Origin of the sequence: Pseudomonas germanica (assembly GCF_019614655.1) — a bacterium.
In the GTDB taxonomy this organism is placed as follows: domain Bacteria; phylum Pseudomonadota; class Gammaproteobacteria; order Pseudomonadales; family Pseudomonadaceae; genus Aquipseudomonas; species Aquipseudomonas neuropathica.
On record NZ_CP071586.1, the window covers coordinates 5,721,292 to 5,738,415 of the forward strand.

Annotated in this window: 16 protein-coding genes; 2 read left to right on the plus strand and 14 right to left on the minus strand. The window is 59.2% G+C overall.

The genetic code is table 11. The features are described from left to right. Window positions 1-2 precede the first annotated feature (2 nt). Together J0G10_RS25220 and leuA are read left to right on the plus strand one after the other, a co-directional pair. Window positions 3-824: a M23 family metallopeptidase gene (locus J0G10_RS25220; RefSeq protein WP_099757097.1), complete on the plus strand. Its 822-nt coding sequence runs from the start codon at window positions 3-5 to the stop codon at window positions 822-824. Window positions 825-1,287: 463 nt separating this feature from the next. Next, the gene (gene leuA / locus J0G10_RS25225; RefSeq protein ID WP_007916856.1) at window positions 1,288-2,967 is read left to right on the plus strand and encodes a 2-isopropylmalate synthase; all 1,680 of its coding nucleotides are present in this window, start codon (window positions 1,288-1,290) and stop codon (window positions 2,965-2,967) included. 167 nt (window positions 2,968-3,134) lie between these two features. Here leuA and J0G10_RS25230 read toward each other — a convergent pair whose 3' ends face one another. The 14 genes from J0G10_RS25230 to hscA all read right to left on the minus strand — a co-directional run bounded on the left by J0G10_RS25230 (window position 3,135) and on the right by hscA (window position 17,096). Beyond that, on the minus strand, window positions 3,135-3,926 hold the full coding sequence (locus J0G10_RS25230; protein WP_220556956.1) for an amidohydrolase: 792 nt from the start codon (window positions 3,924-3,926) through the stop codon (window positions 3,135-3,137). After that, window positions 3,914-5,062, minus strand: coding sequence for a pyridoxal phosphate-dependent aminotransferase (locus tag J0G10_RS25235; protein ID WP_095125906.1), 1,149 nt, complete (start codon window positions 5,060-5,062; stop codon window positions 3,914-3,916). Before J0G10_RS25235 ends, J0G10_RS25230 begins: the two co-directional genes overlap by 13 nt. A 234-nt stretch (window positions 5,063-5,296) precedes the next feature. Then, window positions 5,297-6,766, minus strand: coding sequence for a ribosome biogenesis GTPase Der (der, locus tag J0G10_RS25240; protein WP_095048349.1), 1,470 nt, complete (start codon window positions 6,764-6,766; stop codon window positions 5,297-5,299). Between the two features lie 136 nt (window positions 6,767-6,902). Continuing rightward, window positions 6,903-8,054, minus strand: a complete 1,152-nt coding sequence (gene bamB / locus J0G10_RS25245) for an outer membrane protein assembly factor BamB (protein ID WP_034156262.1) — start codon at window positions 8,052-8,054, stop codon at window positions 6,903-6,905. Next, window positions 8,047-8,688 (minus strand): YfgM family protein, encoded by a 642-nt coding sequence (locus tag J0G10_RS25250; RefSeq protein ID WP_093430648.1) that lies wholly within the window; start codon window positions 8,686-8,688, stop codon window positions 8,047-8,049. Before J0G10_RS25250 ends, bamB begins: the two co-directional genes overlap by 8 nt. A 41-nt stretch (window positions 8,689-8,729) precedes the next feature. Further along, the gene (gene hisS, locus J0G10_RS25255; protein ID WP_016984369.1) at window positions 8,730-10,019 is read right to left on the minus strand and encodes a histidine--tRNA ligase; all 1,290 of its coding nucleotides are present in this window, start codon (window positions 10,017-10,019) and stop codon (window positions 8,730-8,732) included. A gap of 37 nt (window positions 10,020-10,056) precedes the next feature. Then, window positions 10,057-11,166: a flavodoxin-dependent (E)-4-hydroxy-3-methylbut-2-enyl-diphosphate synthase gene (gene ispG / locus J0G10_RS25260; RefSeq protein ID WP_003227888.1), complete on the minus strand. Its 1,110-nt coding sequence runs from the start codon at window positions 11,164-11,166 to the stop codon at window positions 10,057-10,059. A gap of 3 nt (window positions 11,167-11,169) precedes the next feature. Continuing rightward, window positions 11,170-12,213 carry a RodZ domain-containing protein gene (locus J0G10_RS25265; RefSeq protein WP_095048350.1) on the minus strand — a complete coding sequence of 348 codons (1,044 nt, stop codon included), beginning with the start codon at window positions 12,211-12,213 and terminating at the stop codon, window positions 11,170-11,172. Then, window positions 12,213-12,971 carry a type IV pilus biogenesis/stability protein PilW gene (pilW, locus tag J0G10_RS25270; RefSeq protein WP_093430650.1) on the minus strand — a complete coding sequence of 253 codons (759 nt, stop codon included), beginning with the start codon at window positions 12,969-12,971 and terminating at the stop codon, window positions 12,213-12,215. The genes J0G10_RS25265 and pilW overlap by 1 nt, the downstream gene beginning before the upstream one ends. A 12-nt stretch (window positions 12,972-12,983) precedes the next feature. After that, a complete protein-coding gene (gene rlmN, locus J0G10_RS25275) occupies window positions 12,984-14,132 on the minus strand; it encodes a 23S rRNA (adenine(2503)-C(2))-methyltransferase RlmN (protein ID WP_016984373.1) in 1,149 nt (382 codons plus the stop codon). A gap of 28 nt (window positions 14,133-14,160) precedes the next feature. Beyond that, entirely contained in the window at window positions 14,161-14,586 is a 426-nt protein-coding gene (gene ndk / locus J0G10_RS25280; RefSeq protein ID WP_007916882.1) for a nucleoside-diphosphate kinase, read from the minus strand. Window positions 14,587-14,674: 88 nt separating this feature from the next. Next, complete coding sequence (gene iscX, locus J0G10_RS25285; protein ID WP_008084655.1) at window positions 14,675-14,875, minus strand: Fe-S cluster assembly protein IscX; 201 nt, start codon at window positions 14,873-14,875, stop codon at window positions 14,675-14,677. Window positions 14,876-14,889: 14 nt separating this feature from the next. After that, window positions 14,890-15,231: an ISC system 2Fe-2S type ferredoxin gene (fdx, locus tag J0G10_RS25290; RefSeq protein ID WP_007916885.1), complete on the minus strand. Its 342-nt coding sequence runs from the start codon at window positions 15,229-15,231 to the stop codon at window positions 14,890-14,892. Then, complete coding sequence (hscA, locus tag J0G10_RS25295) at window positions 15,231-17,096, minus strand: Fe-S protein assembly chaperone HscA (RefSeq protein ID WP_099757101.1); 1,866 nt, start codon at window positions 17,094-17,096, stop codon at window positions 15,231-15,233. Before hscA ends, fdx begins: the two co-directional genes overlap by 1 nt. Window positions 17,097-17,124: the final 28 nt, after the last annotated feature.

Consider the following 17,124-nt stretch of genomic DNA (forward strand, 5'->3'; position numbering starts at 1 on the left):
CCATGCCGCGCTTTCTCGCTCCACTGTTTTTGCTCTGCCTGACCTTCAATGCCCACGCCGACAGTTACATCACCCGGCTACTGAACAAACCGGTGCCGGGCGGTGTGGCGGTGGTTGATCTGGGCACCGCCGCGCAGGCACCGAAAGCCACGTATCAGGGCAAACCGGTGCTGGTGGTGAAAGAGCAGAACAACTGGCTGGCGATTGTCGGCGTGCCGTTGACGGTGAAGCCGGGCGCGCAACAGATCAGCAGTGGCGGGCGCAATCTGCCATTCACCGTGGGTAACAAGAAATACCCGGAACAGCGCATCACCCTGAAGAACAAACAGCAAGTAAACCCGGATCAGTCGAACCTCAAGCGCATCGAGGGCGAACTGGCCGAGCAGATCAAGGCTTACCGCAGCTTCAGCCCGAACACGCCAAGCAATTTGTTGTTGGATAAACCAGTCAACGGGCCGCTGTCGAGCAAGTTTGGCGTGCGTCGTTTCTTTAATGGTGAAGAACGCAATCCCCACGCGGGTCTCGACTTTGCCGTGCCAGCGGGCACGCCGATCAAGACTCCGGCGGCGGGCAAAGTGATTCTGATCGGCAACTACTTCTTTAATGGCAACACCGTGTTTGTCGACCATGGGCAGGGCTTTATCAGCATGTTCTGCCATATGTCGAAGATTGATGTGAAAGTCGGCGATCAACTGGCGCGGGGCGCGGTGGTCGGCAAAGTCGGCTCGACGGGCCGGGCAACCGGGCCGCACATGCACTGGAATGTCAGCCTGAATGATGCGCGGGTGGATCCGGCGATTTTTATTGGTGCATTTCAACCTTAAATATGTGTTGAGGCGACCGGCCTCTTCGCGAGCAGGCTCGCTCCCACACTGGATCTTATTCACAACAAAGATCCCCTGTGGGAGCGAGCCTGCTCGCGAAGGCGGCCTATAAAACACCGCCACACTCAATGAATCTTCAAAAACTCAATTGCGCCCCAATCTAACCGCACGCAAACATCAATAAGATCCACCGCCTTAAGCGCAATAAAATCCTGCATAGCCTCGCTTTCCGAGTATTCCTCTCAATTTTTTCCGACTGCTTGCCAACCTCTCCCCCCGCGGTTAGGGTTGAAGGCATGAAAACCTCTCACACCCTCATTCAGCTTCGCCAGCACCGCAGCCTGTGCCTTGTCAGCGCACGACTGCCAGGCTGAATCGCGGCACCTCGTCCCACGCTTTTCCAAGAACATTCGTAACACCGGCAGGCCGCCTCTTTTCGGCCCAGACAATAAGGAATTTCCCGATGAGCATGCTCAAAGATCCGTCTTCGAAATACCGCGCGTTTCCCGTCATCAACTTGCCGGATCGCACCTGGCCGTCGAAAACCATCGACACCGCGCCGATCTGGTGCAGTTCCGACCTGCGTGACGGCAACCAGTCGCTGATCGAACCGATGGACGCGGTGAAAAAGCTGCGCTTCTGGAAAACCCTGGTGCAGGTCGGTGTAAAGGAAATCGAAGCCTCGTTCCCGGCCGCTTCGCAAACCGACTTCGACTTCGTGCGTACCCTGATCGAAGAAGGCCACATCCCGGACGACACCACCATTCAGGTGCTGACCCAGGGCCGTGAAGATTTGATCGAGCGTACTTTCGAATCCCTGCGCGGTGCGAAAAAAGCCATCGTTCACTTGTACAACGCCACCTCGCCTTCTTTCCGTCGCATCGTCTTCAACCAGGACAAGGACGGTATCAAGGCCATCGCCGTGAACGCGGCCAAGCTGTTCGTCAAATACGCGGCGATGCAGCCGGACACCGAGTGGACCTTCGAATACTCGCCGGAAACCTTCAGCGCTACCGAGCTGGAATTCGCCAAGGAAGTCTGTGACGCGGTGATCGAGGTGTGGAACCCGACGCCTGAGCACAAGATGATCCTCAACCTGCCGGCTACCGTTGAGTGCGCGACCCCGAACGTCTACGCCGACCAGATCGAGTGGTTCGGCCGCAACATCAACCGTCGTGACAGCGTGATCATCAGCCTGCATACCCACAACGACCGTGGCACCGGCGTCGCCGCTACCGAGCTGGGCCTGATGGCCGGCGCCGATCGCGTCGAAGGCTGCCTGTTCGGCAACGGCGAGCGTACCGGTAACGTTGACCTCGTCACCGTCGCTCTGAACATGTACACCCAGGGTCTTGACCCGCAGCTGGACTTCTCCGACATCGACGGCGTGCGCAAAGTGGTCGAAGAGTGCAACCAGATTCAGGTTCACCCGCGTCACCCGTACGTTGGTGACCTGGTACACACTGCGTTCTCCGGCTCGCACCAGGATGCGATCCGTAAAGGCTTCTCCCAGCAGAAACCGGATGCACTGTGGGAAGTGCCGTACTTGCCGATCGACCCGGCCGACATCGGCCGCAGCTACGAGGCGGTGATTCGCGTCAACAGCCAGTCGGGCAAGGGCGGCATCGCCTACTTGCTGGAGCAGGAGTACGGCATCAGCCTGCCACGTCGCATGCAGATCGAATTCAGCCAGGTTGTGCAGCGTGAAACCGATCGTCTGGGCCTGGAGATGACCGCCAAACAGATTCACTCGTTGTTGATCAGCGAATACCTGCAAGCCAACACCCCGTATGCGCTGGTCAGCCATCGCCTGCAGGAAGAAAACGGCAACAGCGCCGTCGAAGTGGAAGTGGCAAGCAAAGGTCAGGGCGAAACCAACCTGCACTGGCGCGGCAAGGGCAACGGTGCACTGGAAGCACTCGTCGCTGGCCTGCCGATTCCGGTGGAGATCATGGACTACAACGAACACGCGATCGGCGCAGGCACCAACGCCAAAGCAGCGGCGTACATCGAGCTGCGTGTGAACGGCGAACGTGCAGTGCACGGCGTGGGCATCGATGAAAACATCACCACGGCCAGCTTCAAGGCCCTGTTCAGCGCGCTGAACCGCTCACTGAGCCAGCCTGAGGCGAAAGCGGCGTAATCGATCGCTGAAATGCAAAAGGCCCCGGCGTGCAAACTCCGGGGCCTTTTTTTGCTTGCGATCGTTCCCACGCTCTGCGTGGGAATGCCTCAAGGGACGCTCTGCGTCCAGTGACGCGGAGCGTCACGGCTGCATTCCCACGCAGAGCGTGGGAACAATCAGTTACCTCAGGTGAACTCGAAGGTGTCGGCATCCAGATTCGCCGGAAAGCGCTCGCGATACGCCGCCAGTGACGCCGCCTCCAAAACCACCTTGAACACCCCGTCCGCCTCCCCCGCCGCCAGCAAGGTTTCCCCCTGGAAATCCAGCACCTGACTGTCACCGGTGTAGGCGAAGCCCTTACCGTCCGTGCCGACGCGATTCACCGCCGCCACATAGCAAAGGTTTTCGATGGCTCGCGCCGGCAACAGGCGATTCCAGTGCAGACGCCGCGCGCCCGGCCAGTTGGCGGTGTACAGCAACAGATCAGTGTCCTGCGCATCGCGGCTCCACACCGGGAAGCGCAGGTCGTAGCAGATCAGCGGACGGATGCGCCAGCCCTTGAGTTCGAACTGCACCTGACGTTCGCCGGGGGTGTAGTGATTGTGCTCGCCGGCCATGCGGAACAGGTGACGCTTGTCGTAATGCAACACTTCACCGTCCGGTCGCGCCCATAGAAGGCGATTGCGATGGCTGCCGTCGGCGGCCTGAATGATCACGCTGCCGGTAATGACTGCATCGAGCTTTGCCGCCTGAACCCGCAGCCATTTGCTGGTCGGGCCATTCTCGGCTTCGGCAAGGGTTTCGGATTCCATGGAGAATCCAGTGGTGAACATTTCCGGCAGGATGATCAGATCCGCCCCCCACGCCTGCTCCAGCAACACCTCGAAATGTTCAAGGTTGGCCTGGCGGTCATGCCAGGCCAGGCTGGTCTGGATCAGCGCCAGGTTCAGATCAGGTAACGCACTCAGATCACGCATAGTTTTGCCGCCGCTTCACGCAACGTCTCCTCGCGTTTGGCAAAACACAGGCGCACCAGGCGCTGGCCTTGCGGTGGGTTCTGGTAGAACACCGACACCGGAATACTCGCCACGCCGTGTTCGCGGGTCATCCACATGGCCATCTCGACGTCATTCAGGTCAGGACGGATCTGCGAGTAATCGACCAACTGGAAGTAGGTGCCAGTGACTCGGGTGAAGGTGAAGCGCGACGGCGCCAGCAGATCGCAGAACAGATCGCGCTTGGCCTGATAGAAACCCGGCAACTCTTCGACGTGTTCCGGGTGCTCGGCCATGTAATCGGCCAGCGCATATTGCAACGGCGTGACGCCGCAGAAACTGACGTACTGGTGGACCTTGCGCAGTTCGGTGGTCAGCGCTGGCGGCGCGACGACGTAACCGGTTTTCCAGCCGGTGACGTGATAGGTCTTGCCGAACGAGCTGACCACGAATGCGCGCTGATACAGCTCTTCATGGGCCAGCACGCTGACGTGCGGCACGCCGTCGAACACCAGGTGTTCGTAGACTTCATCGCTGATCAGGTAGATGTCGCGACCACGGATCAACTCTGCCAGTTGATCGAGTTCGGCACGACTGATCAGCGCGCCGCTCGGGTTGTGCGGGGTGTTGATGACGATCATTTTCGTGCGCGGACTCAGGGCAGTAGCGAGTTGATCGAAATCGATGGAGAAGTCGTTCGGATTCAGTTGTACATGTACGCAACGACCGCCCGCCAACTCCGTCGCCGGTTCGTAGCTGTCGTAGCACGGATCGAACACGATGACTTCGTCGCCGCTGTGGATAACCGCCTGAATCGCACAAAAGATCGCCTGGGTCGCGCCTGGCGTGACCGTCACTTCACTGTCGGCACTGACTTGCACGCCATAGCTGCGAGCGATTTTCGCCGCAATCTGCTCGCGCAGCGCCGGCAGGCCAGTCATCGGTGAATACTGGTTGTGGCCACTGGCGATGTGCCGACCGACCGCATCACGCAGGGACTGCGGGCCGTCGAAGTCAGGAAAACCCTGGGACAGGTTGATCGCTCCGGTCTGGGCCGCGAGCTGAGACATCTGCGTGAAAATAGTGATGCCGACATTCGGCAGCTTACTGGTGATCATCGGGGGTTCCCTGCTCAACACCCGGCTCTGACGACGGCGCGGGAGAGCCCGAGGATAGCCCATCCGGCGCCCATAAAAAAAGGGCGCCGGATGGCACCCTTCTCTCATGTTGATCGTTCCTACGCTCTGCGTGGGAATGCAGCCTTGGACGCTCTGCGTCCACCGCTTATGTGACGCAGAGCGTCACGGGATACATTCCCACGCGGAGCATGGGAACGATCAACGAGCCGCACCTTACTTCTTGTCGCGGCGCTTCTTGCTGGCTTTCTTGTTGTGCGACATCAAGCGACGCTTCTTGTTGACCTGGCGGTCGGTCAGCGTGTTCTTGTTGCCTTCGTACGGGTTCTCGCCGCCCTTGAACTCGATGCGGATCGGCGTACCGACCAGCTTCAGCACACGGCGGTAAGTGTTCTCCAGATAGCGCACGTACGACTTCGGCACTTTCTCAATCTGGTTACCATGGATCACGATGATCGGCGGGTTCGCACCACCCAAGTGGGCGTAGCGCAGCTTGATCCGGCGGTTGTTGACCATCGGTGGCGCGTGCTCGCCCACCGCGTCTTCCAGAATCTGGGTCAGACGGTTGGTCGGCCAGCGCGTGACCGCCGACTTGAACGAGTTCTGTACGGACGCGTAGAGGTTACCCACGCCAGTGCCGTGCAGGGCCGAGATGAAGTGGATGTCGGCGTAGTCAACGAAGAACAGGCGACGTTGCAGCTCGACCTTGACGAAGTCGCGCTCGCTCGGCGTCATGCCGTCCCACTTGTTGATCGCGATCACCAGTGCACGACCGGATTCGATGGCGAAGCCCAGCAGGTTGAGGTCGTGATCGACCACGCCTTCGCGGGCGTCCATCACGAAGATCACCACGTTGGCGTCTTTGATCGCCTGCAGGGTTTTCACCACGGAGAATTTTTCGACTTCTTCGTGGATCTTGCCGCGCTTGCGCACACCGGCGGTGTCGATCAGCGTGTACTTCTCTTCATTCCGTTCAAACGGGATGTAGATACTGTCGCGAGTGGTGCCCGGCTGGTCATAGACGATAACCCGGTCTTCACCGAGCATGCGGTTGACCAGGGTCGACTTGCCGACGTTCGGACGACCGATGATGGCGATCTTGATCCCGTCTTTTTCGCTCGGGCCAGGAATGCGCTTGGCTTCCTCGCCTTCGGCAACGATCTCTTCCTCGCCTTCTTCTGGCTCTTCTTCGTCTCTCGGGAAATCACCCAGGGCGATTTCCAGCATCTGGGTGATGCCGCGACCGTGAGCACCGGCGATCGGGATCGCGTGGCCCATGCCCAGAGGGGCGAATTCAGCGCGGGCCATTTCCGGGTCGATGTTGTCGACCTTGTTGGCGACCACGTAGGAACGCTTGTTACGTTTGCGCAGGTGTTCGGCGATCATCTGGTCGGCGGCGGTGAAACCGGCCTTGGCATCTACCAGGAACAACACTACATCTGCTTCTTCAATGGCCAGCAGCGACTGCTCGGCCATTTTTTCGTCCATACCGTGCTCGTCACCGGAGATACCACCGGTGTCGACCAGAATGTAGGAACGCCCTTGCCACTTGGCCTCACCGTACTGGCGATCACGGGTCAGACCGGACAAGTCGCCGACGATGGCGTCGCGAGTCCTGGTCAGGCGGTTGAACAAGGTGGACTTGCCGACGTTCGGTCGGCCCACCAGGGCGATTACGGGAACCATGCGGCTCTCCACTTCGTTATTTCAGAAAATACAAAAGCCGCTGCGAGGCAGCGGCTGGTGCTCGGGGCAACGCCTGTTAGCGCTGCAAGCCCCATGAATCCGGGGCCGCCTGGGGGTTTAACCCCAAGCATAGTTGTTACTTGATGGTCAGGGCTTCCAGTTTGCCACTGTTGCCATAGACATAAATCGTGTCACCCACCACCAGCGGACGGGCACGCAGGCCGTCGCTGTCGATGCGCTCACGGCCGACGAAACGACCGTCAACCTGGCTCAGCAGGTGCAGATAACCTTCCAGGTCACCGACTGCAACATAGCTGGAGAACACTTCCGGAGCCGACAGTTGACGACGAGCCAGCGAATCGTTGCTCCACAATGCTGTGGTGGAACGTTCGTCGACGCCTTCAACGGTGCCCGAGGACAGGCTCACGTAAACGCTACCGAAACCCTGAGCGATACCGGCGTAGCTCGACGCATCGCGCTGCCAGAGTTGACGACCGCTTTCCAGATCCAGTGCCGCCACGCGACCCTGATAGCTGGCAACGTACAGCGTACCGCCGGACAACAGCAGACCGCCGTCGATGTCGACTACGCGCTCCAGTTCCGAACGACCTTGTGGAATCGCGATCCGTTGTTCCCAGACCGGCACGCCGTTGGAAATGTCCAGAGCGACCACTTTACCGGTCGACAGGCCAGCCACCGCGAGGCGGTTGGTAACCAGCGGTGCGCTGGTGCCACGCAGGGTCAACACGGCCGGGGTGCTGTCATACACCCAGCGCTGAGTACCGGTGGAAGCATCCAGACCGATCAGACGATCGTCCTGAGTCTGTACCACCACCACGTCGCCGTTGTTGGCTGGCGGCGCGAGGACTTCGCTGTTCACACGAGCGCGCCACTTCTCTTCACCGTTGCTGGTGTCCAGAGCAACGACTTCGCCGCGCAGCGTACCGATCAGAACCAGACCGTAACCCACGCCAACGGCGCCGGAGACAGGCAGGTCAAGATCCTGCTTCCATTTCACGTCGCCATTGCCGCGATCCATGGCCATCACCACGCCGGTTACATCGGCGGCGTAGATGGTGTCACCGTCGATCGCCGGCACCAGCATGTTGTAGGTTTCGCCCTGACCGTCACCGATCGAACGACTCCACTGCTTGTGCAGAACCACTTCTTCTTTGAAGTCGGTCAGTTCAGCCGGTGGCAATTCTTTCTTGCTGTTGCTGCTGCAACCCGCGGCCAGAAGGGCCAGAGCCAGCAATGCTGCATGCTTCCAACGGATCACGTCACGCATCCCCTTTGGCCAGGTCGTCGAGCTTGATTTGAAGGCCACCGACCGCCGCTTCATCCGACAGTGCCGCCTTGGCTTTTTGATACGCCTTGTTCGCGTCATCGGTACGGCCCAGCTGTACCAGCAGGTCGCCCTTGAGTTCTTCGCGAGTGGCCAGGAATGCTTTGTCGGCATCACCGTCGAGCAGTTTCAGGGCATCTTCAGCCTTGTTCTGCGCGCCGAGTACCTGCGCCAGACGCTGACGGGCGATTTCGCCCAGCGCCGGGTTGGCCGGTTTGTCGACAATGGCTTTCAGTTCGGCCGCGGCGTCATCCAGCTTGCCGCTGTCGACCGCCACTTTGGCGACGAACAGGCTGCCGTACTGCGCGTAGGCGGAACCGCTGAATTCGCTGTTGAGCTTGCCGGCCAGATCCGCAACGCGGGCCGCATCAGGCTTGCCGTCAGGCGTCAGCGTGGTTTCCAGCAGTTGCTGATAGAGCACCGAGGCGCCTTGCGACTGGTTGCTCTGATACTTGTGATAAGCCTGCCAGCCGAACACGATGACCAGCGCCAACAGGCCGCCAGTGACCAGAGGTTTGCCGTTGCGTGTCCACCAGTCCTTCAAATCCGCCAACTGTTCGTCTTCGGTACTCGACACCCCAATACTCCTTAATCGCTAAATCGGCTGTTTGGACAGCTTCAACCCTGCACGACGCAGGTGGCCAGGTGAGCGGCGAGCGCATCCCAGGCAATGCTTTGTTGTTCGCCCTGGCCACGCAGGGGTTTGAAACCTACCACTTGCTGGGCCATTTCGTCGTCACCGAGGATCAGTGCGTACAGCGCACCGCTCTTGTCGGCCTTCTTGAACTGGCTTTTGAAGCTGCCGGCGCCGGCATTGACTTGCAGACGCAGGTTTGGAAGTTGATCACGAACACGTTCAGCCAGAGCCAGACCGGCCAGCTCGGCTTCTTCACCGAAGGCGCACAGATAGACATCGACCTGACGGGAGATTTCTTCCGGGATCTGCTCCAGGGTTTCCAGCATCAGCACCAGACGTTCGATGCCCATGGCGAAACCGACGCCGGTGGTCGGCTTGCCACCCATTTGCTCGACCAGACCGTCGTAACGACCGCCCGCGCAAACAGTGCCCTGGGCGCCGAGTTTGTCGGTGACCCATTCGAATACGGTTTTGCTGTAGTAATCGAGGCCGCGCACCAGTTTCGGGTTGAGCACGTAAGGAATGCCGACGGCATCCAGACGCGCTTTCAAACCTTCAAAGTGCGCACGGGATTCGTCGTCGAGGTAATCGGCCATTTTCGGCGCATCGACCAGCACCGCTTGAGTGTCGGCATTTTTCGTGTCGAGCACGCGCAGCGGGTTGGTTTTCAGGCGACGCTGGCTGTCTTCGTCGAGTTTGTCGTGGTGCGCCGAGAGGTACTCGACCAGCGCTTCACGATAACGCCCACGGGACTCGCTGGTGCCGAGGCTGTTGAGCTCGAGCTTGACCGCATCACGAATGCCCAGCTCGCCCCACAGACGCCAGGTCATGGTGATCAGCTCGGCGTCGATGTCCGGGCCGTCGAGGTTGAACACTTCCAGACCGATCTGGTGGAACTGACGATAACGGCCTTTCTGCGGACGCTCGTGGCGGAACATCGGGCCGATGTACCAGAGTTTCTGCACCTGGCCACCGCCGGTAATGCCGTGCTCGAGTACGGCACGCACGCACGCCGCGGTACCTTCCGGACGCAGGGTCAGGGAGTCGCCGTTGCGGTCTTCGAAGGTGTACATCTCTTTTTCGACGATGTCGGTCACTTCACCGATCGAGCGCTTGAATAGCTCGGTGAATTCAACGATCGGCATGCGAATCTGCTTGTAACCGTAGTTATCCAGCAAACGCGCAACGGTGCCCTCGAAATAACGCCACAACGGGGTCTGCTCGGGCAGGATGTCATTCATGCCACGAATGGCTTGCAGAGACTTGCTCACTTTAAATCCTTAAATTCGTTCGGCGCTTCAATCAGGCTCAGCCGCGCGCAATAACCGCAGCGTCAGCTTCGACCTTTTCGGCCGCTTTCTGGCGGATCAGCTTTTCCAGCTCGTCCACCAGATTGTCATTCGTCAGTTTCTGCGACGGCTTGCCGTCGATGTAAATCAGGTTTGGCGTGCCGCCGGTCAAGCCGATATGGGCTTCCTTGGCTTCGCCGGGGCCGTTGACCACACAACCGATCACCGCGACATCCAGCGGCACCAGCAGGTCTTCAAGGCGCCCTTCCAGCTCGTTCATGGTTTTCACCACATCGAAGTTCTGCCGCGAGCAGCTCGGGCAGGCGATGAAGTTGATGCCCCGGGAACGCAGATGCAAAGACTTGAGAATGTCGTAACCGACCTTCACTTCCTCGACCGGGTCGGCCGCCAGCGAGATGCGGATAGTATCGCCAATCCCCTCGGCGAGCAGCATACCTAGGCCCACGGCGGATTTCACTGTGCCCGAACGCAATCCACCGGCTTCGGTGATGCCCAGGTGCAGCGGCTGAACGATTTCTTTCGCCAGCAAGCGGTAGGCTTCGACGGCCATGAACACGTCAGAGGCCTTAACGCTGACCTTGAAGTCCTGGAAATTCAGGCGTTCGAGGTGCTCAACGTGACGCAAAGCAGATTCGACCAGCGCAGCAGGGGTCGGCTCGCCGTATTTCTTCTGCAGGTCTTTTTCCAGCGAGCCGGCGTTGACGCCGATGCGGATCGGAATGCCGCGATCACGCGCTGCATCGACCACCGCCCGAACACGGTCTTCACGACCGATGTTGCCCGGGTTGATACGCAGGCAGTCCACGCCCAGTTCGGCCACGCGCAGAGCGATCTTGTAGTCAAAGTGGATGTCGGCAACCAACGGCACTTTGACCAGTTGTTTGATCTTGCCGAACGCCTCGGCGGCGTCCATGTCCGGCACCGAGACGCGGACGATGTCGACGCCAGCGGCTTCCAGACGGTTGATTTGCGCAACAGTGGCGGCAACGTCATTGGTGTCGCTGTTGGTCATGCTCTGTACCGCGATCGGCGCATCGCCGCCCACCGGTACGTTGCCGACCCAGATCTTGCGCGAAACGCGACGTTTGATTGGAGATTCGCCGTGCATGACTTATTGACCCAACTTCAGGCGAGCAGTCTCGCCACTGGTGAACGGAGCGATATCGACCGGCTGGCCGTTGTAGCTGACCTGCGCGGCGCGGGCAACGCCCAGACGTACGTTAAGCGGCGGCTTGCCGGAAACGGTGACGCTATCGCCTTTATGCTTCAGACCACTGAAAATCACTTTGCCACGGCCATCGGTCACTTGTGCCCAGCAATCGGCACTGAACTGCAGTTGTACCTGACCATCGCCAACCACCGGAGCAGCCGCTTCTGCGGTAGCTGCTGATGCCGCAGGGGCTACCGGAGCAGTGACGGTCGGCGCTGGAGTGACCGGAGTGTTTGGCGCTGGAGTGGCCGGGTTAGCGACAACTGGCGCTGGGGTGTGAACCGGAGCAGTTGGCGTGGTGGCCGGAGCGACTGGAGCTGCTGGAGCAGTCGCTGGCGCAGCAGCTTCGGCACCGGTGGACTCAGCGGTGGTTTCAGACTGAGGCAGCGCCAACGCCGTTGAAGTATCGGCCTGGTTTTCCTCGACAGCCTGGTCTTCCGGCTCATCGATCGGGTGAATCTGGGTGGTGCCGTCAGCACCTTCGACTTCAACGTGCTCAGGCGCCAGCGACGTCAGGTCCTTGGTGCGCTGGGATGTCTGATCCTGCCACCAGACGAAACCGCCGCCGATGACCGCGATCAGCAACAGCAGGCTGACAATACGCAAAATGGTGTGGGAAACCCGCACAGGCTCTTCGATACGGCCAAGGGCATGCACGTTGCTGCCCTGGGAGTCGGTACCGGTGGACTGGTCGAACTGCTGAACCAGAACGGTCTGGTCCATGCCGAGCAATTTGGCATAAGCGCGAATGTAACCGCGAGCGAAGGTATGCCCCGGCAGCTTGTCGAAAGCGCCGGCTTCAAGATTGCTCAGGGAAGTCACGGTGAGGTTGAGCTTGAGGGCCACTTCGGCCAGCGACCAGCCATTGCTTTCGCGGGCCTGGCGCAGGGTCTCACCGGGGTTAACGCGATTCGCTGCTACAACTTCGGGATGCGCCGCTTTCATCATTGCTCCGACAGGTATTGCTGATATTCCGGCGTACCGGGATAGAGTCGTTTTAATTGCAGGCCATAACTGGCGGCCTTGTCGCGATCTTCAAACACTTTTGCCAGCCGAACGCCGAGCAATAGACTACGTGCATTTTGTTCGGTCAACTGGCTGAAACGGTCGTAATAGTCTCGCGCGGGCACATAATGCCTGTCTTCGAAGGACAACTCAGCCATTTCCAGCAAAGCACGTGGTTGTTGACGGTTCAAACGCAGTGCTTTTTCCAGCTGTTGCTGTGCCAGATCACGCTGACCGAGCTTCGCCGCCGTCATGCCGAGGTTCTCGAACACACGCGAACGCTCAGGATACAGGGTATCGGCGGCGGCCTGTTCAAAACGCTCGTAGGCTTCTTTATAACGCTGTTGTTCGTAGAGAAAACTGCCGTAGTTGTTGAGGATGCGCGCATCGGCGGGACGGGAGGACAAAGCCTTGCGGAAGTGTTCGTCGGCCAGCTCAGGCTCCATTTCGGACTGAAACACCAACCCGAGGGCAGCGTTGGCGTCAGGATCGGAACCGTCGATTTCCAGCGCCTTCTTCAGCGGCACCTTGGCACGCTCGGTCATGCCTTGCTGCAAGTATCCCAGCCCCAACTGCACGTAGGCAGCCCGCGCTTCATCGCGGCCCTTGCTGGTCTTCATCGGGTTGTAGTCACCCGACAGGACACAACCAGCACACAGGCTGGCCAACAGCAACAGCAGCGCAAAGCGCAGGGACATAGAGATCCTCTCTTAATTTGTGTTCGCGGCGTTCTGTGCCAGATCGCTGTCGGCGCTCAACTCGCGCACGGCGATGTAACGTTCGCTGCGACGGGTGCGATCCAGCACCTGCCCTACCAATTGACCACATGCAGCGTCGATGTCTTCACCACGGGTGGTGCGGACGGTGACGTTGAAACCGGCCTGATGCAACTGATCCTGGAAACGACGGATCGCGTTGTTGCTTGGCCGCTCGTACCCGGAATGCGGGAACGGGTTGAACGGAATCAGGTTGATCTTGCACGGAATATTCTTCAGTAGCTCGATCATCTCGACGGCGTGTTCAACCTTGTCGTTGATGTCCTTGAGCAAGGTGTACTCGATGGTCAGCACACGTTTCTCGCCAAGGGCGGACATGTAGCGCTGGCACGACTCGAGCAGCATCTTAAGCGGATACTTCTTGTTGATCGGCACCAATTGGTTACGCAATGCGTCATTCGGTGCGTGCAGGGACAACGCCAGGGAAACGTCGATGTGCTTGGCCAGCTCATCGATCATCGGCACCACACCCGAGGTGGACAGGGTCACGCGGCGCTTGGAGATCCCGTAGCCGAGGTCATCCATCATCAGATGCATGGCGGCGACGACGTTGTCGAAGTTCAGCAATGGCTCACCCATGCCCATCATCACCACGTTGGTGATGGCACGGTCGACGGTAGCCGGGACACTGCCGAAAGATTTGTTGGCAATCCACACCTGACCGATGACTTCGGCGGCGGTGAGGTTGCTATTGAAGCCTTGCTTGCCGGTGGAGCAGAAACTGCAATCCAGGGCACAGCCTGCCTGGGACGAAACGCACAGAGTGCCACGTTTGCCCTGGGGAATGTACACGGTCTCGACGCAGCTGCCGGACGCCACGCGCACCACCCACTTACGGGTGCCGTCGCTGGAGATGTCCTCGCTGACCACTTCCGGACCACGGACCTCAGCAATGGCCTTGAGCTTGTCGCGCAAGGCCTTGCTGACGTTCGTCATGGCGTCGAAATCATCGACACCAAAGTGGTGAATCCATTTCATTACCTGACCGGCACGGAAACGCTTCTCCCCGATTGAGTCGAAGAATTTTTCCATTTCCTGTTGAGTCAGACCCAGCAGGTTGGTTTTTACAGTCGATGTAGTCATGGATTCACCTTCACTCTTAAGCCAATGCTTAGCGAGTGGTTACTTCAGTAGCTGCGAAGAAGTACGAGATTTCACGAGCAGCTGCGGCTTCGGAGTCCGAACCGTGAACAGCGTTGGCGTCGATGGAATCAGCGAAGTCAGCGCGGATGGTGCCGGCAGCAGCTTCTTTAGGGTTGGTAGCGCCCATCAGCTCACGGTTCAGAGCGATAGCGTTTTCGCCTTCCAGAACCTGAACAACAACAGGACCGGAGATCATGAAAGCAACCAGGTCGCCGAAGAAACCACGAGCGCTGTGCTCAGCGTAGAAGCCTTCAGCTTCAGCTTTGGACAGTTGCTTCAGTTTCGAAGCTACAACGCGCAGGCCGGCTTTTTCGAAACGAGTGGTGATTTCGCCGATGACGTTTTTTGCAACAGCGTCAGGCTTGATGATGGAGAAAGTGCGTTGAACAGCCATGGTGTAACTCCAGAAACGGTAATTTGCGAAAAATTAAACCCGCGAATTATACGCGGGTTCTTGGGTATTGCCTAACCTGCGAGGACGATCAGTCCAATTCTTCAGCCCAGAGCGTCTGAACCGCTTCCAACACCTTCTCGCCAACACGACCAGAGGTATTGTCAAAATCCGGCAGCTCTTTGATCCATTGCTGCAGATCGACGAAATTGACAGAAAACGGGTCTACGCCCGGTTTGGCCTCGGCCAATTCTTCTGCAATACGTTGAACATCATTCCAACCGTAGCTCATGACAGTCTTACCAGTCAGTGCGGCGCTTCAGCCGCATGGTTAAGCGAATATTTCGGAATTTCGACGGTGATGTCTTCTTCACCGACGATCGCCTGGCAAGCCAGACGCGATTGCGCTTCCAGGCCCCAGGCGCGATCGAGGAAGTCTTCTTCCAGCTCGTCAGCCTCTTCCATCGAGTCGAAACCCTCGCGGATGATGCAGTGGCAAGTGGTGCAAGCACAGACGCCGCCGCAGGCGCTTTCCATCTCGATGTGGTGTTCGTGGGCCAGTTCGAGAATCGAGGTGCCGGGCGCAGCCTCGACCACCATGCCTTCAGGGCAGAACTTCTCGTGGGGCAGAAAAATGACCTGCGGCATCAGATATCCTCGATTTCATTCAGATTGCGCCCAGACAGAGCGGCTTTCACCGTCAGATCCATGCGGCGGGCAGCAAAAGCATCGGTCACTTGCGACAGACGCTTGGTCTGCTGCTCAATGGCGTAACCATCAGTGCCTTTCATCAGTTCGGCCAGTTCCTGCAACTGCAGATCGATGACCATACGCTCTTCGGCGTCGAGCAAACGCTCGCCATCGGCCTCCAGAGCGCCCTGCACCGCTTCGATCAAGCGTTGGGCATCGACTTGCTGCTCACGCAGAACGCGGGCGACTTTGTCGTCATTGGCATGCTGGAACGAATCCTTGAGCATCTTGGCGATTTCGCCGTCGGTCAGACCGTAGGACGGCTTGACCTGAATGCTTGCCTCAACGCCTGAACCCAACTCACGGGCGGAAACGCTGAGCAGACCGTCGGCATCGACCTGGAAGGTCACACGAATCTTCGCCGCACCGGCGACCATCGCTGGAATGCCGCGCAATTCGAAGCGCGCCAGCGAGCGGCAGTCACTGATCAGCTCACGCTCGCCCTGCAATACGTGGATCGCCATGGCCGACTGGCCATCTTTATAAGTAGTGAAATCTTGTGCGCGAGCGACGGGGATGGTGGTGTTGCGCGGAATCACCTTCTCCATCAGGCCGCCCATGGTTTCCAGCCCCAGGGACAGTGGAATCACGTCGAGCAGCAGCAGTTCGCCACCATCGCGTTTGTTGCCAGCCAAGGTGTCGGCCTGGATCGCGGCACCGATGGCCACCACTTGATCCGGATCGATTTCGGTCAGCGGCTGACGACCGAAGGCTTCGGCAACGGCTTCGCGAACACGCGGAACGCGCGTCGAACCGCCAACCATGACCACGGCGTGCACGTCTTCCAGCTCAATACCGGAATCACGGACAGCGCGGCGGCAGGCTTTCAGGCTGCGAGCGACCATCGGCTCGATCAGCGCATCGAAGGCTTCACGGGTCAGCTGTGCTTTCCAGTCGCCATAGGCCACTTCAACGCTGGCCGCATCGGTCAGGGCTTCTTTGGCCGCGCAAGCGGTTTGCAGCAGATTGCGTTGTGCGCCCGGATCGAGATCGGCGGACAGACCCGCGCTCTCGATGATCCAGCCGGCAATCGCGTGATCGAAGTCATCGCCACCCAGCGCGCTATCGCCGCCAGTGGCCAGAACTTCAAAAACACCGCCGGTCAGACGCAGAATCGAAATATCGAAAGTACCGCCGCCGAGGTCATAAATCGCGACCAGGCCTTCAGCGTGCTGATCCAGACCGTACGCCACAGCGGCCGCAGTCGGCTCATTGAGCAGACGCAGCACGTTCAAACCCGCCAATTTGGCCGCATCCTTGGTCGCTTGACGCTGGGCATCGTCGAAATACGCCGGAACGGTGATCACCGCACCCACCAGTTCGCCACCCAACGTCGCTTCAGCGCGCTGACGCAGAACCTTGAGGATATCGGCGGAGACTTCAACCGGGCTTTTCGGGCCTTGCACGGTATCGATGAACGGCATGTGCGATTCGCCACCGACAAAGCGGTAGGGCAGTTGTTCGCCCAATTGCTTGACGTCGGACAGACCACGACCCATCAAGCGCTTGACCGACAGCACGGTGTTCAAAGGATCGGAAGCGGCGGCCAGTTTGGCCGACTCGCCGACTTCGACGCGATCGGCGTGGTAACGCACAGCGGACGGCAGGATGACCTGCCCGTTTGCGTCAGCCAACGGCTCGGAAAGACCACTGCGCAACGCAGCGACCAGCGAATTGGTAGTGCCCAAGTCGATCCCCACAGCCAGACGACGCTGGTGCGGTTGAGGACTTTGGCCGGGTTCGGCGATCTGCAGTAGGGCCATCGTGATCAGGACTTATCTGTATATCAGG